This window comes from Labrys wisconsinensis (assembly GCF_030814995.1).
In the GTDB taxonomy this organism is placed as follows: Bacteria; Pseudomonadota; Alphaproteobacteria; order Rhizobiales; family Labraceae; genus Labrys; species Labrys wisconsinensis.
The window spans coordinates 819,705-845,133 of the sequence record NZ_JAUSVX010000001.1; the positions used below are offsets into that span (position 1 = coordinate 819,705).

At 70.4% G+C, this 25,429-nt stretch carries 23 protein-coding genes; 8 read left to right on the top strand and 15 right to left on the bottom strand.

The annotated features are described in order from the left end of the window. The first annotated feature begins 175 nt into the window (after positions 1–175). Entirely contained in the window at positions 176–679 is a 504-nt protein-coding gene (locus QO011_RS03720) for a cupin domain-containing protein (protein ID WP_307267851.1), read from the top strand. 107 nt (positions 680–786) lie between these two features. Here QO011_RS03720 and QO011_RS03725 read toward each other — a convergent pair whose 3' ends face one another. Next, complete coding sequence (locus QO011_RS03725) at positions 787–1,488, bottom strand: GntR family transcriptional regulator (RefSeq protein ID WP_307267855.1); 702 nt, start codon at positions 1,486–1,488, stop codon at positions 787–789. Between the two features lie 359 nt (positions 1,489–1,847). Here QO011_RS03725 and QO011_RS03730 point away from each other — a divergent pair, with 359 nt between their 5' ends. Both QO011_RS03730 and QO011_RS03735 read left to right on the top strand, forming a co-directional pair. Beyond that, positions 1,848–2,630: an HpcH/HpaI aldolase family protein gene (locus tag QO011_RS03730; RefSeq protein ID WP_307267858.1), complete on the top strand. Its 783-nt coding sequence runs from the start codon at positions 1,848–1,850 to the stop codon at positions 2,628–2,630. Between the two features lie 25 nt (positions 2,631–2,655). Further along, positions 2,656–4,047 carry an FAD-binding oxidoreductase gene (locus tag QO011_RS03735; RefSeq protein ID WP_307267861.1) on the top strand — a complete coding sequence of 464 codons (1,392 nt, stop codon included), beginning with the start codon at positions 2,656–2,658 and terminating at the stop codon, positions 4,045–4,047. A 218-nt stretch (positions 4,048–4,265) separates the two neighbouring features. Here QO011_RS03735 and QO011_RS03740 read toward each other — a convergent pair whose 3' ends face one another. The 7 genes from QO011_RS03740 to QO011_RS03770 all read right to left on the bottom strand — a co-directional run bounded on the left by QO011_RS03740 (position 4,266) and on the right by QO011_RS03770 (position 11,145). After that, positions 4,266–5,210, bottom strand: coding sequence for a carbohydrate kinase family protein (locus tag QO011_RS03740; protein WP_307269215.1), 945 nt, complete (start codon positions 5,208–5,210; stop codon positions 4,266–4,268). Positions 5,211–5,239: 29 nt separating this feature from the next. Next, entirely contained in the window at positions 5,240–6,307 is a 1,068-nt protein-coding gene (locus QO011_RS03745; protein ID WP_307267865.1) for an ABC transporter ATP-binding protein, read from the bottom strand. A gap of 70 nt (positions 6,308–6,377) precedes the next feature. Then, the gene (locus tag QO011_RS03750) at positions 6,378–7,499 is read right to left on the bottom strand and encodes an ABC transporter ATP-binding protein (protein ID WP_307267867.1); all 1,122 of its coding nucleotides are present in this window, start codon (positions 7,497–7,499) and stop codon (positions 6,378–6,380) included. Beyond that, positions 7,499–7,783: a hypothetical protein gene (locus QO011_RS03755; RefSeq protein ID WP_307267871.1), complete on the bottom strand. Its 285-nt coding sequence runs from the start codon at positions 7,781–7,783 to the stop codon at positions 7,499–7,501. The genes QO011_RS03750 and QO011_RS03755 overlap by 1 nt, the downstream gene beginning before the upstream one ends. A gap of 1 nt (position 7,784) precedes the next feature. Further along, on the bottom strand, positions 7,785–8,612 hold the full coding sequence (locus QO011_RS03760) for a carbohydrate ABC transporter permease (protein WP_307267874.1): 828 nt from the start codon (positions 8,610–8,612) through the stop codon (positions 7,785–7,787). Then, complete coding sequence (locus QO011_RS03765; RefSeq protein ID WP_307267877.1) at positions 8,609–9,535, bottom strand: carbohydrate ABC transporter permease; 927 nt, start codon at positions 9,533–9,535, stop codon at positions 8,609–8,611. Before QO011_RS03765 ends, QO011_RS03760 begins: the two co-directional genes overlap by 4 nt. A gap of 119 nt (positions 9,536–9,654) precedes the next feature. Further along, a complete protein-coding gene (locus QO011_RS03770; protein WP_307267881.1) occupies positions 9,655–11,145 on the bottom strand; it encodes an extracellular solute-binding protein in 1,491 nt (496 codons plus the stop codon). A 178-nt stretch (positions 11,146–11,323) separates the two neighbouring features. Between QO011_RS03770 and QO011_RS03775 the strand changes: the two genes are divergently transcribed. Both QO011_RS03775 and dhaL read left to right on the top strand, forming a co-directional pair. Next, positions 11,324–13,357, top strand: a complete 2,034-nt coding sequence (locus QO011_RS03775) for a bifunctional sugar-binding transcriptional regulator/dihydroxyacetone kinase subunit DhaK (protein ID WP_307267885.1) — start codon at positions 11,324–11,326, stop codon at positions 13,355–13,357. Positions 13,358–13,392: 35 nt separating this feature from the next. Then, positions 13,393–14,031 carry a dihydroxyacetone kinase subunit DhaL gene (dhaL, locus tag QO011_RS03780; protein ID WP_307267887.1) on the top strand — a complete coding sequence of 213 codons (639 nt, stop codon included), beginning with the start codon at positions 13,393–13,395 and terminating at the stop codon, positions 14,029–14,031. 214 nt (positions 14,032–14,245) lie between these two features. Here dhaL and otnI read toward each other — a convergent pair whose 3' ends face one another. Both otnI and ltnD read right to left on the bottom strand, forming a co-directional pair. Continuing rightward, the gene (gene otnI / locus QO011_RS03785; RefSeq protein ID WP_307267891.1) at positions 14,246–15,022 is read right to left on the bottom strand and encodes a 2-oxo-tetronate isomerase; all 777 of its coding nucleotides are present in this window, start codon (positions 15,020–15,022) and stop codon (positions 14,246–14,248) included. Positions 15,023–15,025: 3 nt separating this feature from the next. Then, positions 15,026–15,958: an L-threonate dehydrogenase gene (ltnD, locus tag QO011_RS03790; RefSeq protein ID WP_307267893.1), complete on the bottom strand. Its 933-nt coding sequence runs from the start codon at positions 15,956–15,958 to the stop codon at positions 15,026–15,028. Between the two features lie 150 nt (positions 15,959–16,108). On the opposite strand from ltnD, the gene QO011_RS03795 reads away from it, so the two are divergent. From QO011_RS03795 to otnC, 3 genes are read left to right on the top strand one after another with little or no spacing between them, the layout of a single operon-like run. Next, the gene (locus QO011_RS03795) at positions 16,109–17,128 is read left to right on the top strand and encodes a LacI family DNA-binding transcriptional regulator (RefSeq protein ID WP_307267898.1); all 1,020 of its coding nucleotides are present in this window, start codon (positions 16,109–16,111) and stop codon (positions 17,126–17,128) included. Positions 17,129–17,145: 17 nt separating this feature from the next. After that, positions 17,146–18,414 carry a 3-oxo-tetronate kinase gene (otnK, locus tag QO011_RS03800; RefSeq protein ID WP_307267900.1) on the top strand — a complete coding sequence of 423 codons (1,269 nt, stop codon included), beginning with the start codon at positions 17,146–17,148 and terminating at the stop codon, positions 18,412–18,414. Next, complete coding sequence (otnC, locus tag QO011_RS03805) at positions 18,411–19,058, top strand: 3-oxo-tetronate 4-phosphate decarboxylase (protein WP_307267903.1); 648 nt, start codon at positions 18,411–18,413, stop codon at positions 19,056–19,058. The genes otnK and otnC overlap by 4 nt, the downstream gene beginning before the upstream one ends. A 241-nt stretch (positions 19,059–19,299) precedes the next feature. On the opposite strand, the gene QO011_RS03810 is transcribed toward otnC, so the two are convergent. From QO011_RS03810 to QO011_RS03830, 5 genes are all read right to left on the bottom strand, one after another. Continuing rightward, positions 19,300–20,286: a substrate-binding domain-containing protein gene (locus QO011_RS03810; protein WP_370881894.1), complete on the bottom strand. Its 987-nt coding sequence runs from the start codon at positions 20,284–20,286 to the stop codon at positions 19,300–19,302. Positions 20,287–20,382: 96 nt separating this feature from the next. After that, positions 20,383–21,429: an ABC transporter permease gene (locus QO011_RS03815; protein ID WP_307267909.1), complete on the bottom strand. Its 1,047-nt coding sequence runs from the start codon at positions 21,427–21,429 to the stop codon at positions 20,383–20,385. Next, positions 21,416–22,945 carry a sugar ABC transporter ATP-binding protein gene (locus QO011_RS03820; RefSeq protein ID WP_307267912.1) on the bottom strand — a complete coding sequence of 510 codons (1,530 nt, stop codon included), beginning with the start codon at positions 22,943–22,945 and terminating at the stop codon, positions 21,416–21,418. The genes QO011_RS03815 and QO011_RS03820 overlap by 14 nt, the downstream gene beginning before the upstream one ends. Continuing rightward, positions 22,942–23,940: a LacI family DNA-binding transcriptional regulator gene (locus QO011_RS03825; RefSeq protein WP_307267915.1), complete on the bottom strand. Its 999-nt coding sequence runs from the start codon at positions 23,938–23,940 to the stop codon at positions 22,942–22,944. Before QO011_RS03825 ends, QO011_RS03820 begins: the two co-directional genes overlap by 4 nt. 206 nt (positions 23,941–24,146) lie before the next feature. After that, positions 24,147–25,355: an anhydro-N-acetylmuramic acid kinase gene (locus tag QO011_RS03830; RefSeq protein WP_307267918.1), complete on the bottom strand. Its 1,209-nt coding sequence runs from the start codon at positions 25,353–25,355 to the stop codon at positions 24,147–24,149. Positions 25,356–25,429 lie beyond the last annotated feature (74 nt).

Sequence of the window (25,429 nt, forward strand, 5' to 3'; positions counted from 1 at the left end):
CGGTGTCGTATTCGGAATGTTGAACCTAAGGTACATTGTGCCAGGACATCGCGCAAGACGGAAGCCGCCGCGTGCAGGACATGGCGGGCATGATCTCGCCCCGCGACTCGTGCTAGGCCGGCCGTGCGCCGGCCACGACGCGCGAGACCGGACGCGGATCACCGGGACCATCGTCATGCCCAAGATCGACATCGCCGCCGTCCCGCAACGCAGGGGCTCGGGCTATCCGGCGCCGTTCGACGCTCCCTGCGCCGACCGTGTGCGCCAGCGGCTCGGCAATGCCGGCGGGCTCACCGATTTCGGCGTCAATCTCATGCGCCTGCCGCCGGGCAACTGGTCGAGCCAGCGCCACTGGCATTCGCACGAGGACGAGTTCGTCCATGTGCTCGAAGGCGAGGTGACGCTGGTCGAGGACGGCGGCGAGACGGTGCTGCGTGCCGGCGATTGCGCCGCCTTTCCGAAAGGCTCGGGCAACGGCCATCACATGATCAACCGCTCGGGTGCCATGGCGGTCTATCTCGAGGTCGGCACGCGCTCGCCCGCCGATGTCATCACCTGCTCCGACATCGACATGATGAGCGCCAACGCCGACGGCCGCTTCGTGCACAAGGACGGCACGCCCTATCCCGAACCGCGGGGCTCGCGGAGCTCGCCGGGCTCGCCAAGCTCGCGGGGCTGAGGCGCGGCGCTGGCCGTGCCCCGCTCCCGCCCGCCAACAACACGGCGCCCATGGGCGCCGTCGGCGGCGGCGGGATCGCCGGGCTCGATGAGGACCGGGGCTGTCTCTCACTCGCCTGGCCGGCTGGCGATGATTCCCTGCTGCAGCGCCCGGACATAGGATTCGCGGGTGCCGAGGATGTGGCGCACCAGGATCGATTCGATCGCCACCACGTCGCCGCGGGCAAACCCCTCGGCGATCTCCTGGTGCTCGACATAGGAGCGGTCCTGGACGCCGGCGAGCGGCACGGAGAGATGGGTGCGCAGCGTCGCGATGGGTCCGGCGGCGAGGGCGTAGCCCTCCTCGAGGTAGCGATTGCGGCAATTGCGGATGAAGGCCTCGTGGAACAGCGTGTCGGCCCGGGAATAGGCGACGGGATCGCCACGCCCGCGCGCTGCCGTCATGGCGGCGAGGGCCTCGTGCAGCATGGCGAGCGTCGCCTCGCGCCGCCGCGCCAGGGAGAAGCTCACCGCCCTGAGCTCGATGACGATGCGATATTCGCACAGATCGAGAATGTCCTGCTCGGTTGGGAAGAAGACGTAGCTGCCCTTCTGCGGCACGATGTTGACCATGCCCTGCAGCTGCAGCATCGAGAGGGCCTCGCGCACCGGGGTGCGGCTGACGCCGAGCTTCGCCGCCAGGCCGACCTCCGACAATTCGCTGCCGAGCGGCAGCTCCGAATCGATGATCGCCTGCCGCAGCCGCTCCGCCACGGTGGCGGTCAGCGAGCGAGGGCGGTCGATGGACAGGGCGCCGGAAGAGGCCGTCATCGGTCGCAAGCTTGCCTTCTTGGGTTCGATCGTGCGAGGTCGGCCCGATTGTGGAACCTGCCGCAATGGCAGCCCGCCGAGGTTGCATCGGGTGCTTCTTGCATACCACATGGCAGTTTTCCCATCAATCCTGCAGCGGAAGCGACGGAGCGAGCCGCTGCGGCCAGCCACCCGGGCCGGAAACCGCGCCGGTGCGGGCGCATTAAAAGTACTGTACTTCAGATTTTCAGGCTGATATCCATCCAGACCGACTGGATTGATCCGCCCCGGGTCGCTTCCGCCACACACGGGGGTCAAATCCCTGGGGGCCCAATCTTCGGCGCGGCCGGAGGCCGGCACGGGACTGTGAGGAGACGAGGATGGTCAAGCCGAATCTGCTGAAGCGGCGCCTGGCGCAGGGCGAGGCGCTGTTCGGCGCCTGGATCGGGACGGGCAGCGCCGTCAATGCCGAGATCCTCGCCCACCAGGGTTTCGACTTCCTGATCCTCGACCTCGAGCATGGCCCGGGCGATGTGAAGGACGCGGCCGACATGCTGCGCGCCGTCGGTCCGGCGACGCCCTGCATCGTGCGCGTGCCCTGGAACGACCCGGTCTTCCTCAAGCGCATCCTCGACGCCGGCGCCGACTCGCTGATGATCCCCTCGGTGGAGACGGCGGAGGAGGCCCGTGCCGCCGTGCAGGCCTGCCGCTATCCCCCGCAGGGCCGGCGCGGCTATGCCGCCCCACTGGTGCGCGCCTCGACCTATGGCAAGGCCAAGGACTATATGCGCGGCGCCAATGACGAGCTCCTCCTAATCGTGCAGATCGAATCGGCCGAGGCGGTCGGCCGCGCCGCCGAGATCGCCGCGGTGGACGGAGTCGACGTCCCCTTTCTCGGCGTCAACGACATGGCCGGGTCGATCGGCCGGCTGGAGGAGCTCGACCATCCCGACGTCCGCGCGCTGGTCGCCCGGGCCGAGGCGGCGATGCGCGCCAGCGGCAAGCCGATGGGCACGGTGCCGAGCGCCGGCGCCACCTGGCAGAGCCTGTTCGAAGCCGGCTACCAGCTCGTGCCGGTGGCAAGCGACGTCGGCCTGATGCGCGATGCGGCGCTGGCCTGCGTCGACCAGCAGCTGCGCTTCCGCGCCGGGCGAGGCGCCTGAGCCGCCCACGAGCAGAGGGAACACGATGAGCACTGCCGAAGCCGATCTGATCGACCGCCTCAGGGCGACGCTCGGTCCGCAGGCCGTGCTGTCCGGCGCCGATCTGCCCGCCCGCAACCAGCAGGACTGGAGCACCCTCGGCCCGGTGCGGCCGCTGGCGGTGGTGCGTCCCGCCGACCCGCAGGGCGTGGCGACGGCGCTCGGCGCCGCCGTCGCGGCCGGCATCGCCGTGGTCCCGCAGGGCGGCCTCACCGGCCTCGCCGGCGGCGCCCGGCCGATCGAGGGCGCCATCGCGCTCTCGCTGGAGCGCCTCACCGGCATCGAGGAGATCGACCCGGCGGCGGCCACCATGACGGTGCGTGCCGGCACGACGCTGGAGGCGGTGCAGCGCGCCGCCGAGGACGCCGGCTTCTTCTTCGCCCTCGACCTCGGGGCCCGCGGCTCCTGCACCATCGGCGGCAATCTCTCCACCAATGCCGGCGGCAACCGGGTGCTGCGCTACGGCATGGCCCGCGACATGGTGCTCGGCCTCGAGGCGGCGCTGCCCGACGGCACGCTCGTCACCAGCCTCAACAAGATGCTGAAGAACAATGCCGGCTACGACCTGAAGCAGCTTTTCGTCGGCAGCGAGGGCACGCTCGGCATCATCACCCGGGCGGTGCTGCGCCTCCATCCCGCGCCGGCCTGCACCATGGCGGCGCTCTGCGGCCTCGCCAGCTATGACGCGGTGCTCGCCTTCCTCGCCGCGGCGCGGCGCGGCCTCGGCCCGATCCTCTCGGCCTTCGAGGTGATGTGGCCGGACTATTGGCAGGTCGCGACCGAGCGCGTCGCCGGCGTGCGCAGCCCGATCGGTCGCGGCCATGCCTTCTACGTGCTGGTCGAGGCCCAGGGCAGCGACTCCGCCGACGCCGGGCGCTTCGACGCCTGGCTGGAGAGTGAAGCCGAAGCCGGCCTGATCGAGGACGCCGCGGTCGCCCAGTCGCTCGCCGACGTCAAGGCGTTCTGGGGCGTGCGCGATGCGGCCGCCGAGCTCAAGCTCGTCCTCGGCCCGCACGCCTCCTTCGACATCGGCCTGCCGGTCGCCGGCATGGACGCCTATGCCCGCGCCTGCCGCGAGGCCCTGGCGGCCGAGCTCCCCGGCTGCCTCGGCCTGTTCTACGGCCATATCGCCGACGGCAACATGCACATCGTCGCCTGCGTGCCCGGCGCCGATCCGCAGCCCTATGCCCCCATCGACGCCGTGGTCTACCGCCTCGTGCGCCAGCACGGCGGCACCATCTCGGCCGAGCACGGCATCGGGCTGAAGAAGAAGCCCTACCTGCCCTACACCCGCACGCCGGAGGAGCTGGCGCTGATGCGGGTGGTCAAGCAGGCGATCGACCCGAAGGGGCTGCTGAACCCGGGCAAGGTGCTGTGAGCGAATTCCGCGCAGGCGCGACGCCTGCAAGTCCCCTCCCCCTTGCGGGGAGGGGTACGGGGTGGGGGTCGTGACGCCCGCCACGGCGGATCGAGAATTGGGCAGGCCCTGCGACCGGCGGGACACCTCATCCTGATCGCCCCCCAGCCCCTCACCCCTCCCCGCAAGGGGGCGTCGCGCCTCCCCTGTTCGCGATGTTTCCGGCGACGCCGCCGCCCCTACCCCTTCACCCGCCAGCGCCGCATCTGCTCCTGCGTGTGCTCGAAGGAGACGATGCCCGCGTCCGAGCCGAGGCCGGTGGCGACCAGGCCGGCGGCGGCCTGGGCGAAGCGCACCGCCGCCTCCGGGTCCATGCGGTGGTGCAGCGCCGTGATGAAGCCGGCGTCGAAGGCGTCGCCGCAGCCGGTCGTGTCGACCACGGCGATGTCGTAGGCCGGCACCGCAAGGCGGGTGCCGTCGCGATGGGCGTAGTAGGCGCCCTCGCCGCCGAGGGTGAAGACGCAGCAGGCCGCGCCGGCATCGAGATAGAAGGCGGCGCAGTCCTCGACCGTCGAGCGGCCGGACATGTCGCGCGCCTCCTCGATCGAGGGCATGAAATAGTCGATATGCGGCAGCAGCGGCAGGACGAGGCCGGCGGTTTCGCGGCTCGCCGCGATCAGGTCGAAGGTGACGGTCCGGCCGCGCCGCTTGGCCTCCTGCAGCAGGATCCGGCTTCTTTCGCCGTCCAGCGTCTTCAGGAGGCCGGTGCCGCCGAGATGCACGATCGGCGCGTCGAACACCTGGTCGTAGAGGCTCTCGGGCACGTCGAAATGGTCGGACGCGCCGCGCACGTGCAGGGCCGGGCGCTCGCCGTTCGGCCGCACGTTGAGGATGGTGGCCGAGGTCGGCACGCCGGGAAGGCGCTGCATGGCCGAGGTGTCGACCCCGAACTTGGCCAGCGTCGCCAGCACGAAATCGGCCTTCTCGTCGTTGCCGACCGCGCCAACCGCCAGGCTCCTGAGGCCGAGCTTGGCGGTGTCGACCACCGTGCCGCCGGCGGTGCCGGCCACGGTGAGGCGGATTTCGTCGATGAACTCGACATTGCCGCGCTCGGGGATGCGGCTCACCGGCCGGCCGAGGACGTCGAGGATATAGAGGCCGATGACGGAGACGTCGTAGCGCATGGCTGCCCCCTGGAGATTGTTCTTGTGGATCACGTCGCCACCCGCACGCCGTCGGCGAACACCATCAGCCGCGCCCGCGGCGCGCAGAGATGGACGGTGCCGCCGAGCCGCGACGGCGGCACGCCTTCGGTGTTGACCTTGATCACGACGTCGCCGATCCGCGCCTTGGTGAGGTAGCGTCCGGCAATGCCGATGGCCTGGTCGGTGAGGATGGCCGGCACGGTGCCGGGACCCGCCTCGCCCTGCATCCTGACCAGCTCCGGCCGGATGCCGAGCGTGACGGCGGCGCCCGGCTTCAGACCGGCCGGGGCCGGCAGCGCCTCGGTCAGGATCGGCGCGGTGATGCGTCCGCCGGCCACCGCCGCCGGGATGAAGTTCATGCCGGGATTGCCGAGGAACCAGCCGCCGAACTCGGTGGTGGGGTTGTTGTAGAGCTCCTGCGGCTGGTCGTATTGCACGATCTTGCCGCTCTGCATCAGCGCGATGCGGTCGGCCAGGGTCATCGCCTCGGTCTGGTCGTGGGTGACGTAGACGATGGTCTGGCGCAGGCGCTGCGTCACCGCCTTGAAGGCGCGAATCAGCGCCAGCTTGGCATTGACCTCGACATTGGTGGTCGGCTCGTCGAACAGCACGATCTCCGACTGGCGCGCCACCGCGCGTCCGACCGCCACCTTCTGGCGATTGCCGGCGTTGAGCTCCTCGATATAGGCGCCTGCGAGGTCGCGGATGTCGAGCACGTCGAGCACCGCCTCGACCCGCTTCTGCCGCTCCGCCGCCGAGACCGAGCGGTCATAGTGCAGCGGCAGGGCGATGTTCTCGGCCACGGACAGGGTCGGGTACATCACCGGATATTGGAACACCATGCCGACATTGCGTTGGCGCGGCGCGAGGCCGGTGACGTCGCGCCCGCCGAACAGCACGCGCCCCGAGGTCGGCCGCTCCAGCCCGGCGATGATGCGCATCAGCGTGGTCTTGCCGCAGCCCGAGGGCCCGAGCAGGCAGGCGACCTCGCCGTCGGCGAAGCGCATGGCGATGTCGTCGACGGCATTGAAGCTGCCGAAGCGCTTGACGACGCGGTCGATGACGATCTCGGCCATGGCCCCTCCTCAAGCAGAATTTTCGAACTCCGCCCACGGGGGGCTCGGAAATTCTGCAGAATCTCAAAGTCTAAGCAGAGTTTCGCGGGCCGGAATCGCATTCCGATCCGCGAAGCTCTGCTTGGGCCGCCCGGAAGGTGAGCCGCCGGCCGCTCGCCGCGTCGAACAGCATCAGCGTCCCGGGATCGACGGTCAGCGCCACGGCGGCGTCGAAGTCCGGCGGCGGCTCGCCGGAGAGCGGCAGGCTGAGCGTCAGGTCCTGCCCGCCCGCCTGCGCATAGACCACGGCCTCGCCGCCGAGGTTCTCGACCAGTCGCACCCGGCCCTGGAAGTCGATGCCGGCGCCGGTGCCGAGCTTCAGCGCTTCCGGCCGGAGCCCGACCAGCACCTCTGCCGCAGGCAGGGGTTCGGCCAGGCCGAACGTCAGCGGCCCGGCCGTGAGGCGAGTGCCTTCGGCCCGGCCTTTGAGGAGATTGGCATGGGGAAAGCCGATCAGGTCGAGCGACCGGGCATGGCCGGGATCGTGATAGATGCGCGTCGCCTCGTCGTGCTCGACGAGGCGCCCGGCGTCGAGCACGACGAGGCGCTGGGCCATGGTCAGCGCCTCGAGCGAATCGGAGGTGGCATAGAGGAAGGTCGCCTTCAGCTCCTCGCGCAGGCCCTTGAGCTCGTCCATCAGCCGCTCGCGCAGCTTGTAGTCGAGGCCGACCAGCGGGTCGTCGAGCACGAAGACGTCGGCGTTCTTGAGCAGGCCGCGCGCCACCGCGACGCGCTGCTTCTCCCCGCCCGAGAGCTGGTCGGGCGTCTTGGCGAGGAGATGGGCGATCGAGAGAATCCCGGCGGCCCGGTCGACGCGCCGGGCGATCTCCGCCTGCGGCGCCCGGGCCAGCGTCAGGGGATAGGCGATGTTCTGGCGCACGGTGAGGTGCGGATAGAGCGCGAAGCTCTGCGGGACATAGCCGATCGCCCGCTGCGCGGCGGAAAGGCGGGTGATGTCCTCGCCGGCGAGCATGATGCAGCCGGCATCGGGCTGCTCCAGGCCGACCAGCAGGCGAAACAGCACCGACTTGCCCGCCTTGGGCGGGCCGCAGATCACCGTGAAGCTCTGCGGCTCGACGTCGAAGCTGAGGGCTTCGAGCGCCGGGCGGCCGCGATAGGCCTTCGAGATCGACTGGAAGGAAAGCGCCGGCATCACCGCCCCATCTGCGACAGCACGGGGACGAGCACGATGCCGATGGCGAACACCGCGGCGACGATCGCCAGGATCACGGCGATCAGCACGAGGCTGCGCCCGAGCGAGGCCTCCTTGGGCAGGTTGCCGACCGCGATCTGAAGAAACGTGGCGACCACCAGCACGCCGAGGCCGGTCTTGAACAGCACGATGTTGATGCGCTGGGCGATCAGCGCGATGCCGACCAGCAGCGCGGCGATCAGCACGCGCTCGGCGCGCTCGGGGAAGGAGCGGGCATGCTTCATCTCAGACCTCGCCGCGCACCGTGCCGAAGGTCATGCCGACCAGCAGGTATTTCTGGAACACGTAGATGAACAGGATCGGCGGGATGACGTAGATGGTCGTCAGGGCCGAGATGAAGGTCCAGTTCAGGCCGCCGTCCGAATAGGTGCCGACCGCCAGGGCATAGGGAATGTTCTGGGTCGACACGCCGCCGATGATGAAGTTGAACAGGAACTCGTTCCAGACGAAGATCAGGTTGAAGATGAAGGCCGCGATCAATCCCGGCTTCACCTGCGGCAGAACCACCTTGAAGATGACGTGGAACCAGGAGCCGCCATTGACGATGCCGGTCTCGTCGAACCGGATCGAGACGCCGTCCAGAAAGCCCTTCAGGATCCAGACGGAGAAGGGGATCGAGAACATGGCGTAGAACAGCGCCAGCCAGAGGTGGTTGTCCTTCCAGCCGAAGCCCGCATACATCAGGTAGACCGGCAGGATCACCGCCGGTCCGGGCAGCATGCGGATCGAGAGCAGCAGGAACATCAGGAAGTCGGTGCCCCTGGGCTTGAAGCGCGAGAAGCAGAACGCGGCCAGGAACGAGACGACCACGGCCAGCACCACCGCCGCCAGCGACAGGAACACCGAATTGGCCATCTGCAGCAGCAGCGACTGGCGGCCGAACAGGTCGACATAGTTCTGCAGCGTCGGCACGAAGACGAGCTTGGGCGGCACGGCCAGGATGTCGTCGCGCGTCTTGAACGAGGACAGGACGATCCAGCCGATCGGCGCGGCGAAGAACAGCGAGACCAGCCAGAGCAGGCCGTAATAGACGGTGTCGCGGAGCCGGCTCATGCCTGCCTCCGCCGGCGCAGGTTGAGCACGAAGATGAACACAGAGGTCATGGCGATGGAGATGAGCAGCAGCAGCACCGAGTAGGCCGAGGACCAGCCCATGTTGAAGCTTTCGAAGGCCTGCTTGTTGAGCTCCAGCGCCACCAGCCGGGTCTGCTGGCCCGGGCCGCCCTTGGTCATCGGGATGATCAGGTCGAGCGTCTTGAAGCTGTCGATGGTGCGCAGGAGCACGCCGAGCATCAGGATGAACTTGCCGTGGTGCCAGATCACCAGGGTCAGCCGGCGCGGCCAGGGGATGCGGTCGATCTCCGCCGCCTCCAGCTCGGCCGTCGGCACCGAGCCGAGGGCCGCGAGCGTCATCAGCGTCATGAACGGCGTCCACATCCAGCAATCGACCGCCAGCACCGCCCAGTAGGCGGTGGCGGGATCGCCGATGAAGTTGATCGGCTGCGTGCCGAACAGGCCGTGCAGGATGGCATTGAGCACGCCGAAGGTCGGGTCGTAGATGAAGCGGAAGAAGGTGCCGGTCGCCACCGGCGTCAGCACCATCGGCGCGAACAGCAGCGTCAGGGCGAGGCGCCGGCCGGGCATCGCCTTGGAGCCCCAGAAGAGGAAGCCGAGCAGGGCGCCGAGCACGGTCTGGATGCCGACGCCGAAGCCGACGAAGACGAAGGTGCGCGACAGGTCGAACCAGATGCCGTTGCGGTTGCCGAAGATCTGCACGAAATTGCGCAGGCCGATGAATTCGGGCGGCGCGCCGCTGGTCAGCGAGTAGTTGTAGAAGGACAGCCCGAGCAGCCACAGCGTCGGGATGGTGTTGAACACGACGAAGAAGGTCAGCACCGGCGCGAGCAGCACCAGGACCAGCATGCGCCGGTCATCCAGGAGGCGCGGGCGGCCGGCCGCGCGGGACGGTTTGGACATGACGAGCCTTCTTCTCCTCGGCGCTCCGGCGCCGTCTCACGCCCGCGCGGCGCATCGAGCCGGAGGGGCGCCGCCCGGCACCGTCGGGGTGCCGGGCGGCAGGTCGCGGTCGGGCGGCCTCAGAGCGAGATGCTGCCGCACACGCCGGTGGGTTCGGTCTTGGCCGTGCCGGAATCGTACAGGATCTGCTGCTGCTGGCAGGCGACATAGTCGAGCGCCTGCTTGGCGCTCGCGGTCTGCCCGGTGAGGTAGGAGGTGAAGCCTTCCTGCTGCACCGCCAGCATCTCCGAATATTTCGGGTCGTGCCAGAAGTCGCGCGAGCGGCCCGGCTCCAGCATGAACTTGTAGGCCCGGTTCCACGGGTTGATCGTGTCGAATTCCGGCTTGGACAGGGTGGCCTTGTCGCAGGGATTGCCGCCGCGCTTGGCATATTCCAGCGTGGTCTCGGGCAGGTACCACCAGTTCATGAAGTCGATGGCGACCCGCATCTTCGCCTCGTCGTTGAAGGCGTTGATCACCCAGGGCTGGCCGCCCATGGTGTAGATGCGCTTGGCGTCGGCGCCCTTGCCGTGCTTGGGCGGGGGTACCACCATGACCTTGTCGCGGTTGGCGTCGTTGATCATGGCAAGGCCCACGGCCGCCCACTGGAAGCAGGAGAACACCTTGCCCTGCTGGAAGACGTCGATCTCCTCGGCGATGCCGAAATTGGTCGCGCCCGGCGGCTGGTACTTCAGCCAGGACTTCATCTGCTCCAGCGCCTTGGCGTTGGCGTCGGTGTTGAGGATGCCCTCGACCTGACCGGTCTTGGCGTCCCAGATGTCGCCGCCCTGGCTCCAGAGGAAGGGGTAGTAGAAGCAGGTGGCAAAGTCGTAGACGCGGCTGTTCTGCATCGCCGTGCCCCAGACCTGCTTGTCGGGGCGCGTGAAGAATTCCGCGACCTTCTCGAACTCGTCCATGGTGAGGGCGTCGAAGTCCTCGAAGGTCTGCGGCAGCTTGGCATTGTACTTGGCGGCGAACGCCTGCTGCTCGGCCGGGTCGTGCAGCATGTCCTTGCGGATATAGAGGGCGATGGTGTCGCCTTCCTGCGGCAGGCCGTAAATGTCCTTCGAGCCGTCGGGATAGACCATGTAGGTGTCGATCACGGTCTGGGAGTACCAGTCGAGCTGCAGGTTCTTGTTGGCGGCGATAGCGTCGTTGAGCTTGAGGATCCAGCCGGCCTTGGCGAGCGCGCCCAGCCACTGCGAATCGGAAATGATGATGTTGTATTCCTGGCTCTTGGTCGCCAGCGAGGTGGCCGCCTTCTGGAACAGGTCGGCGAACGGGGCCTCGGCGAAGCCGAAGCTGACGTCGTAGCCGTATCTCTCCTTCACATAGTCGGCGAAGAGCGGCGACATCTTCACGCCGAGCGAGGACGGCAGCCAGCCGGCGATGCCGAGCACGTTCATCTCGATCTTCTTGCCGGCGAGCGGATGGGCCTCGGCCGCCTTGAGGCGGTTGATGAACGGCGCGCCGAAGGCGCTGGACAGGCCGAGCGCCGCCGCGCCCTTGAGCAGCGTGCGGCGCGGTATCACCAGGCCCGCACCCGGGCCTGCTTGCGGGTTTCTCGTCATGACGTCCCTCCTGAGCAGCGGTCTTGCTTGCGTTTCCCAAGGCCGTTCCGGCCTTCTGCTGGCTCCGGTACCCCCTCGGCGCCCCGCCGACGATGCCCGTCCCAGTTCGTATTGCGACATAATTCAAATCATGTACAACAAATGTCAAGATGCCGGCGCGGCACGAAGCGAGGAAGCGATGAGAGAGAGGGCCGAGGCCATCCCGCTGCAGTTCCGGGACGACCTGCTGCTCTGGGCCGGCTGGCTCTATGTCCATGACGGCCTGACCCAGAACGACATCGCCAAGGTGATGGGCATCTCCCGCGCCACGGTGAACGGCTACCTCGCCGAGGCGCGCACCCGCGGCATCGTCAGCCTCAACATCGAGCCCTCGCGCCTCGGCGCCCTCGGCATCGCCCAAGCGCTGAAACAGCGCTTCAGGCTCGCCGAATGCATCGTCGTGCCCGAGGACGACGGCAGCCGGCCGCTGGTCAAGCGCCTGGGCGAGGCCGGCGCCGGCGTGCTGCGCAGCCTGCTCCGGCCGGGCGACACCCTCGGCGTCGCCTGGGGCCGCACGGTGATGGCGATCGCCGACAGCATGAGCCACGTCGCCATCCCCGACCTCTCGGTGATCCAGGTGACGGGGGGCACCACGGCGACCTTCGACTTCGCGCCCGAGCGCTGCGCCTCGCGCCTCGCCGAGCCCCTGGGAGCGCGCTGCATCAGCCTCACCGCGCCGGCGGTGGTCTCCTCGGCGGCGGCGCGCGACATGCTGATGGCCGAGCCGATCTTGCGCGAGCAGTTCGACCTCCTCAGGCGGGCCGACAAGATCCTGTTCGGCATCTGCTCCACCCGCCCCGACAGCCTGATCTACACCAGCGGCCTGATCGGGCAGGCGGCGATGACGCAGTATCATGCCCTGCGCGCCACCGCCGTGGTGGCCGGGCGCTTCATGGACGATCACGGCCGGCCGGTGCAGGGCGAGCTCGATGCGCGCATGATCGGCCTGTCGCTGGAGGAGATCGGCCGGATCAAGACGCGCATCGCCGTCGCCGGCGGGCCGGACAAGGTGCCGGCGGTGCTGGCCTGCCTGCGCGGCGGCCACGCCACCATCCTGGTGACGGACGCCGCCACCGGCCGCAGCGTGCTCAAGGCGGACGAGGCGCCGGAGGTCAGCGAGCCGCAGCGCAGCAGCCGCAAGATTCAGGACATGGGAGGAAAGGTCGTGCGGACCAAGAAACTGATCAACGACCCCAAGAACATCATCGAGGAGATGCTGGAGGGCGTCGTCGGCGCCCATCCCCGGCATCTCAGGCAGGTGACGGGCAGCCCGCGCTCGGTCGTCGCGGTCGACGGGCCGCGGCCCGGCAAGGTCGGCCTGGTGATCGGCGGCGGCTCCGGGCACGAGCCGACCTTCCTCGGCTTCGTCGGCCGGGGCCTGGCCGATGCCTGCGCCGTCGGCAACGTCTTCGCCTCGCCCCCGCCCGACCCGATCCTCGAATGCGCCAAGGCGGCCAGCGGCGGCGCCGGCGTGCTGTTCATGTACGGCAACTACACCGGCGACGTCATGAACTTCGACATGGCCGCCGAGATGGCGGCGATGGACGACATCGAGGTGCGCACCGTGCTGACCACCGACGACGTCGCCTCGGCGCCGGCGGACCAGAAGGGAAAGCGGCGCGGCGTCGCCGGCAATTTCTTCATCTTCAAGATCGCCGGTGCCGCCTGCGACCGGATGTGGTCGCTGGAGGACTGCGAGCGCGCCGCCCGCAAGGCCAATGCCAGCACGTTCACCATGGGCGTCGCCCTGTCGCCCTGCTCGCTGCCGCACACGCTGCGCCACAATTTCGAGATCGGCGAGAACGACATGGAGATCGGCATGGGCATCCATGGCGAGCCCGGCATCGCCCGCGAGCCGCTGCGCAGCGCCGACGAGGTGACGGACGAGATCCTGGAGCGCATCTTCGCCGAGCTGCCTTCGCGCAAGGGCGACAAGGTGGCGGTGCTGGTCAACTCGCTCGGCTCGACCCCGCTGATGGAGCTCTACGTCATCAGCCGGCGCGTGCACCAGCGCCTGGCCCGCAAGGGCATCGGCGTGCACGCCACCTGGGTCGGCAATTACTGCACCTCGCTGGAGATGGCCGGCGCCTCGATCAGCATCCTCGCCCTCGACGACGAGCTGACCGAGCTGCTCGACCATCCCTGCGACTGCGCGTCCTTCCGGGCCGGCTGAGCCGCGCCGCCCCTCACGCCTTCCGGAGCAAGGCCATGACCGAACTCAGCGCCGCCGACCTCGTCGGCATGTTCAACGCCATCGCCGCGGCGATCGAAGCCGACCGGGACCGGCTCTCCGAGCTCGACGGCGTCATCGGCGACGCCGACCACGGCGTCACCATGGGCATCGGCTTCGGCGCGGTGAACGAGGCCCTGGCCGGCCTCGATCCCGCCTCGGCCGACCCGACGGCGGTGTTCAACACCGCGGCCAAGACCTTCCTCAACGCCGTCGGCGCCTCCACCGGCCCGCTCTACGGCACGGCGTTCATGCGCGCCGGCGCGGCGCTGAAGGGCCGCAGGACGGTCGACCGCGACGGCATGGTCGCCGCGGTCGTCGCCATGGCGAAGGGCATGCAGGATCGCGGCAAGGCCGAGCGCGGCGACAAGACCATGATGGACGCCTGGCTGCCGGCAGCCGAGGCGATCGAGGCCGCGGCGGCTGCGGGCGCGCCCCTCGCCGGCTGCCTGCAGGCCGCCGTCGCCGCCGCGGCCGAAGGCGCCGAGGCCACCAAGACCATGATCGCCTCCAAGGGCCGCGCCTCGCGCCTGGGCGAGCGCGCCCTCGGCCACATGGACCCCGGCGCCGCCTCGGCGGTGGTGATCCTGCAGGCGATGGCGGCGAGCGTGGGGTGAGACAGGACGGGAGGCCGCGACGCTGGCCAATCCCCTCCCCCTTGCGGGGAGGGGTACGGGGTGGGGGTCCCGCAGGATGAAGCGGGTCGGTTCGCAAAAGGCGCCCTGGACAACGTTCTGCACCTTATCCTGATGGACCCCCATCCCTTACCCCTCCCCGCAAGGGGGAAGGGATTGGCTGGCGTTGAGCCCGAAACTGTCGGCCCCCCGCCCCCTACCGTCGCGGCGCCCGCACGAACCAGGCGAGCCCCTCCAGCGTGCCCGCCCGCGGCCGGTACTCGCAGCCGACGAAGCCGGCATAGTCGAGCTCGTCCAGGGTGGCGAACAGGCGCGCGTCGTCGAGCTCGCCGGTGCCGGGCTCCTGGCGCAGCGGCACCGAGGCGATCTGGATGTGGCCGGTGATCGGCAGCAGCGCCTCCAGGCCGCGCGTCACGTCGCCATGCAGGATCTGGCGGTGATAGATGTCGAACTGCAGCTTGAGGTTGGGCAGGCCGAGCTCGGCGATGATGTCGGCCGCCATGCCGAAATCGTCGAGGAAATAGCCGGGCATGTCGCGCTTGTTCAGCGGCTCGATCAGGATGTCGATGCCGTGCGGCGCGGCGGCGGCGCAGGCATGGCGCAGCGCCTCGCGATAGGCGGCGCCCGCTTCGGCCGAACCGCTCGGCGCCAGGCCCGCCATCACGTGCAGACGCCTGGCCTTGGTCGCCAGGGCATAGTCGAGCGCCCGGGCGACGCTGTCGCGGAACTCGGCTGCGCGCTCCGGCAGCGCCGCGAGGCCGCGCTCGCCCGCCGCCCAGTCGCCGGGCGGCAGGTTGAACAGGGCCTGCTCGAGCCCGTTGCGCTCCAGCCGGTCGGCGATCTCGGCCGGCTGGTGCTCATAGGGGAACAGGAACTCCACGGCGGTGAAGCCGGCCTCGGCGGCCTCGGCGAAGCGGTCGAGGAAGGACCATTCGCCGAACATCATGGTCAGGTTGGCGGCAAAGCGCGGCATGGCTCACTCCTTGGCGGCGGGAAGCTCGAGGCTCGCGATCCGGGCATAGAGGCGGGCGACGGAGGCGTCGTCGTCGCCGCCCATGCCGGCCGCGGCCGTCATCAGGAACATCTGCAGGGCCGAGGACGCAATCGGCGTCGCGAATTTCTCCGAGCGCGAGATGTCGGCGACGATGCCGAGGTCCTTGGTGAAGATCTCCACCGCGCTGCGCGGTGAGTAATCGCCCTCGAGCACGTGCGGTATCCGGTTCTCGAACATCCAGGAATTGCCGGCCGAGGCGGTGATCACCTCATAGACCCTGGCGATGTCGAGGCCGAGGCGCCTGGCGAAGACGATGGCCTCGCAGGCGGCGGCGATGTGCACGCCGGCGAGAAGCTGGTTGACGATCTTGAACGAGGCGCCGATGCCCGGCTCGTCGCCGAGGACGTAGAGCTTGGCCGCCATCGCCTCGAGCGCCGGCCGCGCCTTGGCCAGCGCCGCCGGCGTGCCCGAGGCGAGGATGGTCAGCGCCCCCTCGGCAGCGCGGACGGCACCGCCGCTGATCGGCGCGTCGACATAGAGCCGGCCGGCCGCCTCGACCGCCCGGGCGAATTCGCGCGCCCGCTCCGGCGCCATGGTGGCGCAGGACACCACGGCCGCGCCGGGCTTCATCGCCGCGAGCAGGCCGCCCTCGCCGAGCAGCACCTGGCGGGTCTGGTCGGCATTGACCACCACGACCACCACCACGTCAGCCTCGGCGGCGGCCTCGGCCGCCGAGGCGGCGCCGGCGCCGTGCTCGGCGGCGAAGCGCGCCACCACGGCCGGACGCGTGTCGAAGCCGGTCACGGCGAACCCGGCCCGGGCGAGCGACCCGGCCATGCCGTAGCCCATCGATCCCAGGCCGACGACGCCGACCGTCAGCGCCGCGGCGCCCGGCCCTTGCTTCGATGACGTCATGATCCCACCTCTTTTGCCGCAGCCGGGACGGCGCCGCCCGAAAATCACGATTGCAATGACAGCGCTAACACTCCATTCTTGCCGACAGGACGCGGGGCTCGTCAAGCCGTCGGGCCGGGAAATCGTCGCCGCGTCGAACAGGAGTCTGCCTTGAAGGGACGGCGGGGGTTCCAGCAATCGGCGTTCACGCTCACCGACGTGGCGCGGGAGGCCGGGGTCAGCGAGATCACCGTGTCGCGCGTCATCCGCGCCAAGGGGGCGATCGCCGAGGAGACGCGCCGGCGGGTCGAGGCCGCCATCCGCAAGGTCGGCTACGTCCCGAACCGCATCGCCGGCTCGCTCGCCTCGGCCGGCTCGGACCTCATCGGCATCATCATTCCCTCGCTCGGCAACATCGTCTTCCCCGACGTGCTGCGCGGCCTGCACGACGCCATTTCCGGCAGGGGTTTCCGGGCCGTCGTCAGCGTCACGGATTACCGGCTGGACGCCGAGCGCGATCTCGTCCGCGCGCTCCTGTCCTGGCGCCCGGCCGCCCTCATCGTCACCGGCTGCGAGCACGAGCCCGACAGCCGCCACATGCTGGCCCATGCCGGCCTGACCGTGGTGGAGGTGATGGACATCGACGGCGATCCCATCGACATCGCCGTCGGCATGTCGCATGCCCGGGCCGGCCGCGAGACGGCCGCCTTCCTGCTCGGGCGCGGCTATCGGCGCTTCGGCTATGTCGGGCACGACCTCGAGCGCGACCTGCGTGCCCGCAGGCGGCGCGAGGCCTTCCTCGCCACCATCCGCCAGGCCGGGGCGAGTCTCGCCGGCGAGGTGATCGTGCCGGGCCCCTCCTCGGTGCCGGCCGGGCGCACGGCGCTCGCCGCGCTGCGCGACGCGCATGGCGGCATCGACGCGGTCTATTTCTCCAACGACGACATGGCGATCGGCGGCGTGTTCCACTGCATGGCCGCGGGCATCGCCGTGCCCGCCAGCCTCGCCATCGCCGGCTTCAACGGCCTCGACATGGGCCAGGCGCTGCCCCAGCCGCTCACCACGGTGCTGACCCGGCGCTACGAGATCGGCCGCTGCGCCGGCCAGGCGGTGCTCGACCGCTTCGACGGGCTCGCCGTGCCAGCCGCCACCGATGTCGGCTTCGAGCTCCTGCCCGGCGCCACCGCCTGACCTTGCAAGGACATTCCATGCTGCTTGGATGCATCGCCGACGACCTCACCGGCGCCACCGACCTGTCCCTGATGCTGTCGCGCGAAGGCCTGCGCACGGTGCAGACCACCGGCCTGCCGCCCGACGGCCTCGACCTCGGTCAGGCCGATGCCGTGGTCGTCGCCCTCAAATCGCGCACGATTCCCGCGGCCGAGGCCGTCGCCCAGTCGCTCGCCGCCGCCGACTGGCTGCTCGGGGCCGGCGCCCGGCGCCTGTTCTTCAAATATTGCTCGACCTTCGATTCCACCGATGCGGGCAATATCGGCCCCGTGGCCGAGGCCCTGCTGCGGCGGCTCGGCGCCGACTTCACCCTCGCCTGCCCGGCCTTCCCCGCCAACGGGCGCTCGATCTACCAGGGCCATCTCTTCGTCAACGGCGTGCCGCTCGCCGAGAGCAGCATGCGCGACCATCCGCTGACGCCGATGCGCGATTCCGACCTGCGCCGCGTGCTGCAGCGCCAGACCGGCCTCGCGGTCGGCCATGTCGCCTTCGCCGATGTCGAGGCTGGCTCCGCGGCCATCGCCCGGGCCTTCGACCGCGAGCGCCGGGCGGGCCGTGCCATCGCCATCGTCGACGCCATCACCGATGCGCATCTGCGATCGATCGGCGCGGCTGCGGCCGATCTGGCGCTCGTCACCGGCGGTTCCGGTGTCGCCATCGGCCTGCCCGCCGCCTATCGCGACGCTGGCCTGATCGCGGCGCTGACCCCGCCGGCGCCGGCGATCGCCGCCCCGCCCGGCCGCGCCGCCATCCTCGCCGGGTCCTGCTCGGCGGCCACGCGCGGGCAGGTGGAGGCCGCGATCGCCGCCGGCGTGCCCGCCTTCCGCGTCGACCCGCTCGCCATCGCCGACGGCGCCCTGACGCCGGCCGCCGTCACCGCCTGGCTCGCCGCCCAGCCTGCGGCCACGACGCCGCTGGTCTATTCCAGCGACGCGCCGGAGGCGGTGCATGCCGTGCAGGCGCGGCTCGGCCGCGACAAGGCCGGCCATCTCGTCGAGGACCTCCTCGCCGCCGTGGCCGCCGCCCTGCCGGATGCGGGCTTCCGCCGCCTCCTCGTCGCCGGCGGCGAGACCTCGGGCGCGGTGGTCGCCGCCCTCGGCGTCCGGGCGCTCGCCATCGGCCCGGAGATCGACCCCGGCGTGCCCTGGACCCTCAGCCTGTCGGGGCCGGCCGTGGCCCTCGCCCTCAAGTCCGGCAATTTCGGCACGCCCGACTTCTTCCTCAAGGCCTGGAGGTTCCTCACGTGAGCGCCACCACGGAATCCGCCCTGCGCGAGCGCATCTGCGCCTGCGGCGCCTCGCTGTTCCGCCGCGGCCTGACCTTCGGGTCGACCGGCAACATCTCGGCGCGCCTGCCCGACGGCGGCTGGCTGATGACGCCGACCAACGCCTCGCTCGGCGAGCTCGACCCGGCCGGCCTGTCGAAGCTCGACGCCGAAGGCAGGCATGTGGCTGGGGGCAAGCCGACCAAGGAGGCCTTCCTGCACCGGGTGATGTACGCCAAGCGGCCGAGCTGCGAGGCCGTCGTGCATCTCCACTCCACCCATTCGGTGGCGGTGTCCTGCCTGCACGGCATCGACGCGCACGACTGCCTACCGCCGATCACGGCTTATTACGTCATGCGCGTCGGGCGCCTGCCGCTGGTGCCCTACCATCCGCCGGGCGACGAGACCCTCGCGAGGGCGGTGGAGAAGCTCGCCGGCGAGCACCACGCGGTGCTGCTCGCCAATCATGGCCCGGTGGTGTCGGGCACCAGCCTGGACAATGCCATGTACGCGACGGAGGAGCTGGAGGAGACGGCCAAGCTTTTCCTGCTGCTGCGCGGCTCGGCCATCAGGCCGCTCACGGGCGAGCAGGTGGAGGAGCTGCGGCAGCGGTTCGGGGGAGCTTGAGGACAACCGATATCCTGACGTGCGAGACGCACCGTCAGGGAATGAGGCTCGACGCCTGTGCCTTCCCTCCCCCCTGTGGGGAGGGATAAAGGGTGGGGGTCGTACAGAATGAGGCGGATCTGCCTGCAAAGGGCGCGCTGCGACACACGCCGCGCTCTGTCCTGATGGACCCCCATCCCTGACCCTTCCCCACAAGGGGGAAGGGAACGGCTAACGTCGCGGGTGAGGCTCTCGGCGGCCCCTACTTCCCCGCCATCTGCTTGGCGTTCTCCGGCGTGATCGCTGTCGTCGCCACCGTCACCACCGTATCGACCGACGGGGCGCAGTCGAGCAGGATAGCCTTCGCCATGTCGATCGCCTCCTTGGCGCCGGTGGGATAGGTGAAGGTCGCCGCCCATTCGCCGCGGACCACCGCCTCGATGCCGCCGGCCGGGCCGGGCAGCCCGTCGGTGCCGATGATCTTCACCTCCTTGCCCGCGCCCTTGGCGGCGAGGCGGGCGCCCGCCGCCATCATGTCGTTGCTGGCATAGACCATCTTGATGTCGGGATGGGCCTGCAGCATGGCCGAGAAGGCGGTCTGGGCCTTGTCCGGCAGCCAGTCGGCGGCCTGCTCGGCCACCACCTCGATCTTGCCGTTGTCCTTGACGCCGTCCTTGAAGCCGTTCAGCCGCTCGACCGCCGGGGTCGAGCTCGGCAGGCCCTCCAGCACCGCGACCTGGCCGCCGTCGGGCAGCAGCGTCTTGGCGGTGTAGTGGCCCGCCTCGAGCGCGATCTTGTAGTTGTCGCCGCCGATGAAGGCCGTGTAGTCCTTGCCGGGATCGCCCACCGTCTTGCGGTCGAGCTCGATCACCGGGATGCCGGCCTCCATCGCCCGCTTCACCGCCGGGGTCAGCGGCGCCGCCTCGAAGGGCGAGATCAGGAGAAGGTCGACCTTCTGGGTGATGAAGTTGTCGACCTGCGAGGTCTGCGTGTTGACGTTGCCGGCGCCGTCGGCGATCTGCAGCGTGAACTGCGGCACCGCCTTGGCCGCGGCGGTCAATTCGTCGTTGACGTGCTGGCGGTAGGGCTCGGCATTGTTGGCCTGCGAGAAGCCGATGACGAACTCGCCGGTCTTCGAGCAAGCCTTGACCAGCGGATCGGCGGCGAGCGCCGGTCCGGCTGTCGCCAGGATCGTGCCGGCGAGCAGCGCGGCGGGGATGGCCCGCCGTCCTCTTGTGATCGCGTCCATGATGCGTCCTCCTTGTCGATGCGCGAGCGCTCGACTCTTGCTTGTCATGGCCCCCGGCAGCCGGCGGCGCCGGCTCCGGGAGGTCGGGGGCGCCGCCTAACGGATCAGGCCCTCGCGGCGGCGGACGAGGGATTGCAGCACCGCCGCCAGCACGATGATCGCCGCGGTGGCGAGCAGTTGCAGGGCGGGGGTGATGTTGTTGAGCTGCAGCACGTTGGCGAGCGCGCCGAGCATGATGGTGCCGGCGACGGTGCCGACCATCGAGCCGGCGCCGCCGAACAGGCTGGTGCCGCCGATCACCACGGCGGCGATGGCGGTCAGCTCGTAGCCGGCGCCGTCATTGGCGCTGCCGAAATTGAACTGGCCGGCATGGACGATGCCGGCGAGCGCCGCGGCAAAGCCGGTGATGGCGTAGACGCTGATCTTCACCGCCGAGACCGGCACGCCCGAGAGCCGCGCCGCCCGCTCGTTGCCGCCGACGGCGAAGACGTAGCGGCCGAAGCGCGTGGTGTTGAGCACGATCGTGGCGATGGCGGCGAAGACGACGAACACGATGGTGGCCACCGGGACGGTGTTGTTGAACAGCCGGTCGCCGAGATGGGCGAAGATCGGCGGCGCCAGGCCAGGGCCCTCGCCGTAGGAGATGTTGATGTACTGGTTGCCCGAGACCACCAGGGCGAGGCCGCGGGCGGCCTGCAGCCCGGCCAGGGTGACGATGAAGGGCTCGAGGCGGAAGCGGGTCGAGATCGAGCCCTGCACCACGCCGAAGGCGACGCCGGCGGCGAGCACGGCGAGCAGGGTCGGCACCAGCCCCCAGCCGGCCGAGATCATCATCGTCGCCGTCACCACGCTGGACAGGCCCAGCAGCGCGCCGACCGAGAGGTCGATGCCGGCGGTGATGATGACGAAGGTCATGCCGATGGCGATGATGCCGGTCTCCGACACGGCGCGGACGATGTTGGCGATGTTGTCGGGCGCCAGGAACAGGATCACGCCGTGCCGGCGCGGCGAGAACAGGATGCCGCCGATCACCACCAGCACCAGGCCGATCAGGCTCTGGAACCGCACCACCAGGGCGAGCGGATCGCGGCGCTTGACCGGCGCGACCGGGCTCGGGCGGGCGGAGGCGTCAGGGCTGGACATCGGGAGCCTTTCCGTTGGCCGCGGCGAGGATGGCGTGCTCGTCGGCGCCGGCCTCGAACGCGGCGACGCTGCAGCCCTCGCGCAGGACGACGATGCGGTCGCACAGGCCCACCAGCTCGGGCATCTCGCTCGACGCGACGAGGATGCCGAGGCCCTGGCCGGCGAGCTCGCGCAGCCGGGCATAGATCTCGCCCTTGGCGCCGACGTCGACGCCGCGGGTCGGCTCGTCGAGCAGCAGCAGCCGGGGATCGCCGAGGATCTCCTTGGCCAGCACCACCTTCTGCTGGTTGCCGCCGGACAGCGCCCCGACCGCGATCTCGGGGCGGCGCGGCCGGATGTCGAACTGGCCGAAGGACCGGCGCACCGCCTCGCCCTCGCGCGCCGGCGACAGGAAGCCGGCGGGGGAGATGCTGGGGATGACCGACATCACCAGGTTGCGGGCGACCGCCATGCGCAGCATCAGCCCGCCGCCGCGCCGGTCGTCGGTGACGAAGGCGATGCCGGCCCGCCGCGCCGCGCGGATCGACTCGAGCCGGACCGGCCGGCCGTCGACCTCGACGCCGCCGTCCCAGCGCCCGGCCAGGCCCGTGCCGTAGAGGGCGCTGAGCAGCTCGGTGCGGCCGGCGCCCATCACCCCGGCGAGGCCGACGATCTCGCCCTCGTGCACGTCGAGCGAGATGCGCCGCGGCGCCTGCCAGCCGGCGCGCTCGCGCACCGGGCGGAAGCGCGCGTCCCTCAGATGCAGCAGGCGCCGGCCGACCCGTCCGGCACGCCGGGGATAGAGCTCCTCGAGCGGCCGGCCGACCAGCAGGCGCACCAGCTCGGCCTGCGGCGCATCCGGCCGCGTCTCCCCGGCGACGCGCCCGTCGCGCATGACGGTGACGCGGTCGGCGATCTCGGGCACCTCCTCCAGGCGGTGGGAGATGTAGACGATGCCGACTCCGCCGGCGCTGAGCCGGCGCATGATCGCGAACAGGCGCTCGACCTCGCCGACCGTCAGCGCCGCGGTCGGCTCGTCCATGATCAGCACGCGCGAGGCGTAGGACAGCGCCTTGACGATGGCCACGACCTGGCGATGGCCGATCGACAATTCGCCGACCGGCCGCTCGACGTCGATGGCGAGGTCCAGCGCCTCGAGCCGCTCGCGCGCCTGCCGGCGCATCGCCGGCACGTCGAGGAAGCCGCCGGGGCGGGTGAGCTCGCGGCCGAGGAACAGGTTGGCGGCGACGTCGAGGCCCGGCACCAGGTCGAGCTCCTGGAAGATGGTGGCGATGCCGGCGGCCTGCGCCTCGCGCGGATTGGAAAAGCGCACCGGCGCGCCGTCGATCGCCATCGCCCCTTCGTCCGGCGCATGCACGCCAGCGAGCACGTTCATCAGCGTCGACTTGCCGGCGCCGTTCTCGCCCAGCAGGGCATGGATCTCGCCGGCCTTCAGGTCGAAGTCGACGCCGCGCAAGGCCTGCACGCCGCCGAAGCTCTTGACCACGCCGGTCATGGCGAGCAGCGGGGCGTTCATGCCGGGCTCCCGCACGAGGCGCGCGGCCGCAGCGCCGGCGGCAGGCGCACCGTCTGGCGCGGCCCGTCGGGACGGGCGATGCGCTCGACCAGCAGGGCGGCCGCCTGGCGGCCGATCTCCTCGCAGGGCTGGGCCACCAGGGTGAGGCGCGGCTCGAAGCAGTCGGCCCATTCGAAATCGTCGAGCCCGACCAGGGACAGGTCGGCCGGCACGGCGAGCCCGCGCTCGCGGATGGCGCGCATCGCGCCGATGGTGGCGAGATTGTTGCCGGTGACGATCAGGCTGGGCGGCGACGGCAGCGACAGCAGCGCGTGGGCGGCGGCGGCCGCCGCCGCGGTGGTGGCGCTGCCCGTCGCCACGGTGGCGGGATCGAAGGCGAGGCCGTGCGCCGCCAGCGCGGCTCGAAACCCTTCGATGCGCTCCAGCGTGGTGGCAAAGCCGGGATGGCCGGCGACGAAGCCGATGCGCCGGTGCCCGAAAGCGACGGCATGGTCGACGAGCAGCCGCATGGCGCCGGCATTGTCGACGCCGACCTGGTCGAAGCGCGCATCGGGCAGGCGGTCGATCAGCACGCAGGGCACGCGGCTGGCGTGGAGATGGTCGAGGGTGCGCTGCGGCGCGGCCGAGGGCGCCAGGATGACGCCGTCGACGCGGCGCCGATGCAGCGCCTGCACCACGGCGAGCTCGGTGTCGGGGTCGTCCTGGGTGTCGGAGAGGAAGACCATCAGGCCGAGCCGGGCGCATTCGGCCTCCACGGCGCAGATGATGTCGCTGAAATAGGGGTTGGAGATCGCCGAGATGGCGAGGCCGACGCTGCTGGTCGAGGCCGTCTTCAGCGAGCGGGCGATGGTGTTGGGCTGGTAGCCGATGTCGGCGATGGCCTCGGTCACCAGCCGTGCCGTCGCCGGCGCCACGTAGCGCGTCCGGTTCACGACGTGCGACACCGTCGAGACCGAGACACCCGCGAGGCGGGCGACCTCAACGATCGTCGCCATGGCGACAAGACATCCTGCTCAGGGCCGCTGCGCGCACGCACCCCTCCCGATCGGCGTTTCCCGGACGGCACTCTCGATCCACGGCGTGGCGGGTGCCTTGCCGTGGAGAGTAGGACCATCGAAACGTTTGCGCAACCCATCCCTTTCGGGTGCGCGGGCGCTGCGGTCGTCCGGCTCGCGCCCGCTCGCCGCCGGGGCCGCGCGGCTCAGACGCCCCGGGCGAGGCGCGGCGGCAGCGCGATCTTGCCGAGGATGCCGAAGCGGCTGGCGCCGCTGGCCGCGGGGATGTTGTTGCCGAGGTGGTTGACCGTGGCGTGGGCCAGGGTGGCGAACTTGATCGCCTCCTTGTAGGCGGCGGGGATGCCGAACTCGTCGGACCTCGCCAGGCGCAGCGAGGACGGCAGGTGTGCCGCCAGGCGCTGCATCAGGAAGCCGTTGCGGGTGCCGCCGCCGCTGGCCAGCAGCGCGTCGATCCGGCCGAGGCCTTCGACGTGGTCGCGGATCGAGCGGCTGATGGCGATCGCCGTGAACTCGGTGAAGGTGGCCAGCAGGTCCTCGGCCGAAAGATGCGGGTGCTCGGCCATGCGCGCGTCGGCATAGCCGGCGCCGAAGTCGAGGCGCCAGGCGCTGCGCGGCGGCGGCCGGTGGAAAAAGGGGTGGGCGAGCAGCGTGTCGAGCAGGCCCTGGTCGATGCGCCCCAGCGCCGCGGCGGCGCCATCGGCATCGTAGGGCTTGCCGAGCCGGGCCCTGGCGACATGGTCGAGCATGACGTTGCCGGGGCCGGTGTCGAAGGCCATCATCCGGCCGCGGTCGCGGTCGGCGAGCTGGCAATTGGCGATGCCGCCGATGTTGAGCGTCAGCACCGGGCCGACGTCGCGGAAGGCGACATAGTCGAGATATTGCATCAGCGGCGCGCCGGTGCCCCCCAGCGCGTGGTCCATCGGCCGGAACTGGGTGACCACGATGGTCTCGCAGGCCGCCGCCACGATGGCGGGCTCGCCGATCTGCAGGCCGCAGGGATAGGGGCCGTCGAGCCAGCGCGCCACCAGGTTCTCCTCGTCCCGGAACGCGGCCATGCGGGTGTGGTCCGGCGGCTCCTGGTAGATGGTCTGGCCGTCATAGCCGATGACCTCCAGCTGCTCGGGCCGGATCGAGAGCTCGCGCATCAGCGCGCGCGCCGATTCCGCATAGACCGCGCCGGCAAGGTAGTTGAGCCGGCAAAGCTCGAACAGGCTCAGCGTGTTGTCGAAGGCGCGCAGCACCTTCTCGGCCACGGCGTCCGGCCAGGCATAGCTGTTGCCGGCGATGAATTTCGGCCGTGCGGGATAGCCGTCCGCGCCGTTCTCGATCTCGACCAGGACGGCGTCGATGCCGTCGAAGGACGATCCGCTGTTCAGTCCCAGGACCAGGGCCATGTCCACTTCCTCCCTTTTCGCGCCTGCCGCGGCAGGCCGTTTCCTAAACGTTTAGGAGAACGCACGGACACCTC

Excerpts from the sequence above, each read along its gene's own strand:
- ltnD (WP_307267893.1), bottom strand. The coding sequence starts at position 15,958 with ATGACGTCATCGAAGCAAGGGCCGGGCGCCGCGGCGCTGACGGTCGGC.
- QO011_RS03760 (WP_307267874.1), bottom strand. The coding sequence starts at position 8,612 with ATGAGCCGGCTCCGCGACACCGTCTATTACGGCCTGCTCTGGCTGGTC.
- QO011_RS03820 (WP_307267912.1), bottom strand. The coding sequence starts at position 22,945 with ATGAACGCCCCGCTGCTCGCCATGACCGGCGTGGTCAAGAGCTTCGGC.
- QO011_RS03825 (WP_307267915.1), bottom strand. The coding sequence starts at position 23,940 with ATGGCGACGATCGTTGAGGTCGCCCGCCTCGCGGGTGTCTCGGTCTCG.
- QO011_RS03725 (WP_307267855.1), bottom strand. The coding sequence starts at position 1,488 with ATGACGGCCTCTTCCGGCGCCCTGTCCATCGACCGCCCTCGCTCGCTG.
- QO011_RS03745 (WP_307267865.1), bottom strand. The coding sequence starts at position 6,307 with ATGGCCGAGATCGTCATCGACCGCGTCGTCAAGCGCTTCGGCAGCTTC.
- QO011_RS03750 (WP_307267867.1), bottom strand. The coding sequence starts at position 7,499 with ATGCCGGCGCTTTCCTTCCAGTCGATCTCGAAGGCCTATCGCGGCCGC.
- QO011_RS03755 (WP_307267871.1), bottom strand. The coding sequence starts at position 7,783 with ATGAAGCATGCCCGCTCCTTCCCCGAGCGCGCCGAGCGCGTGCTGATC.
- QO011_RS03810 (WP_370881894.1), bottom strand. The coding sequence starts at position 20,286 with ATGGACGCGATCACAAGAGGACGGCGGGCCATCCCCGCCGCGCTGCTC.
- QO011_RS03740 (WP_307269215.1), bottom strand. The coding sequence starts at position 5,210 with ATGCGCTACGACGTCTCCGTCATCGGCCTCTATATCCTCGACGTCCTC.
- dhaL (WP_307267887.1), top strand. The coding sequence starts at position 13,393 with ATGACCGAACTCAGCGCCGCCGACCTCGTCGGCATGTTCAACGCCATC.
- QO011_RS03730 (WP_307267858.1), top strand. The coding sequence starts at position 1,848 with ATGGTCAAGCCGAATCTGCTGAAGCGGCGCCTGGCGCAGGGCGAGGCG.
- QO011_RS03770 (WP_307267881.1), bottom strand. The coding sequence starts at position 11,145 with ATGACGAGAAACCCGCAAGCAGGCCCGGGTGCGGGCCTGGTGATACCG.
- QO011_RS03815 (WP_307267909.1), bottom strand. The coding sequence starts at position 21,429 with ATGTCCAGCCCTGACGCCTCCGCCCGCCCGAGCCCGGTCGCGCCGGTC.
- QO011_RS03720 (WP_307267851.1), top strand. The coding sequence starts at position 176 with ATGCCCAAGATCGACATCGCCGCCGTCCCGCAACGCAGGGGCTCGGGC.
- otnI (WP_307267891.1), bottom strand. The coding sequence starts at position 15,022 with ATGCCGCGCTTTGCCGCCAACCTGACCATGATGTTCGGCGAATGGTCC.
- otnK (WP_307267900.1), top strand. The coding sequence starts at position 17,146 with ATGCTGCTTGGATGCATCGCCGACGACCTCACCGGCGCCACCGACCTG.
- QO011_RS03775 (WP_307267885.1), top strand. The coding sequence starts at position 11,324 with ATGAGAGAGAGGGCCGAGGCCATCCCGCTGCAGTTCCGGGACGACCTG.
- QO011_RS03765 (WP_307267877.1), bottom strand. The coding sequence starts at position 9,535 with ATGTCCAAACCGTCCCGCGCGGCCGGCCGCCCGCGCCTCCTGGATGAC.
- QO011_RS03735 (WP_307267861.1), top strand. The coding sequence starts at position 2,656 with ATGAGCACTGCCGAAGCCGATCTGATCGACCGCCTCAGGGCGACGCTC.
- QO011_RS03830 (WP_307267918.1), bottom strand. The coding sequence starts at position 25,355 with ATGGCCCTGGTCCTGGGACTGAACAGCGGATCGTCCTTCGACGGCATC.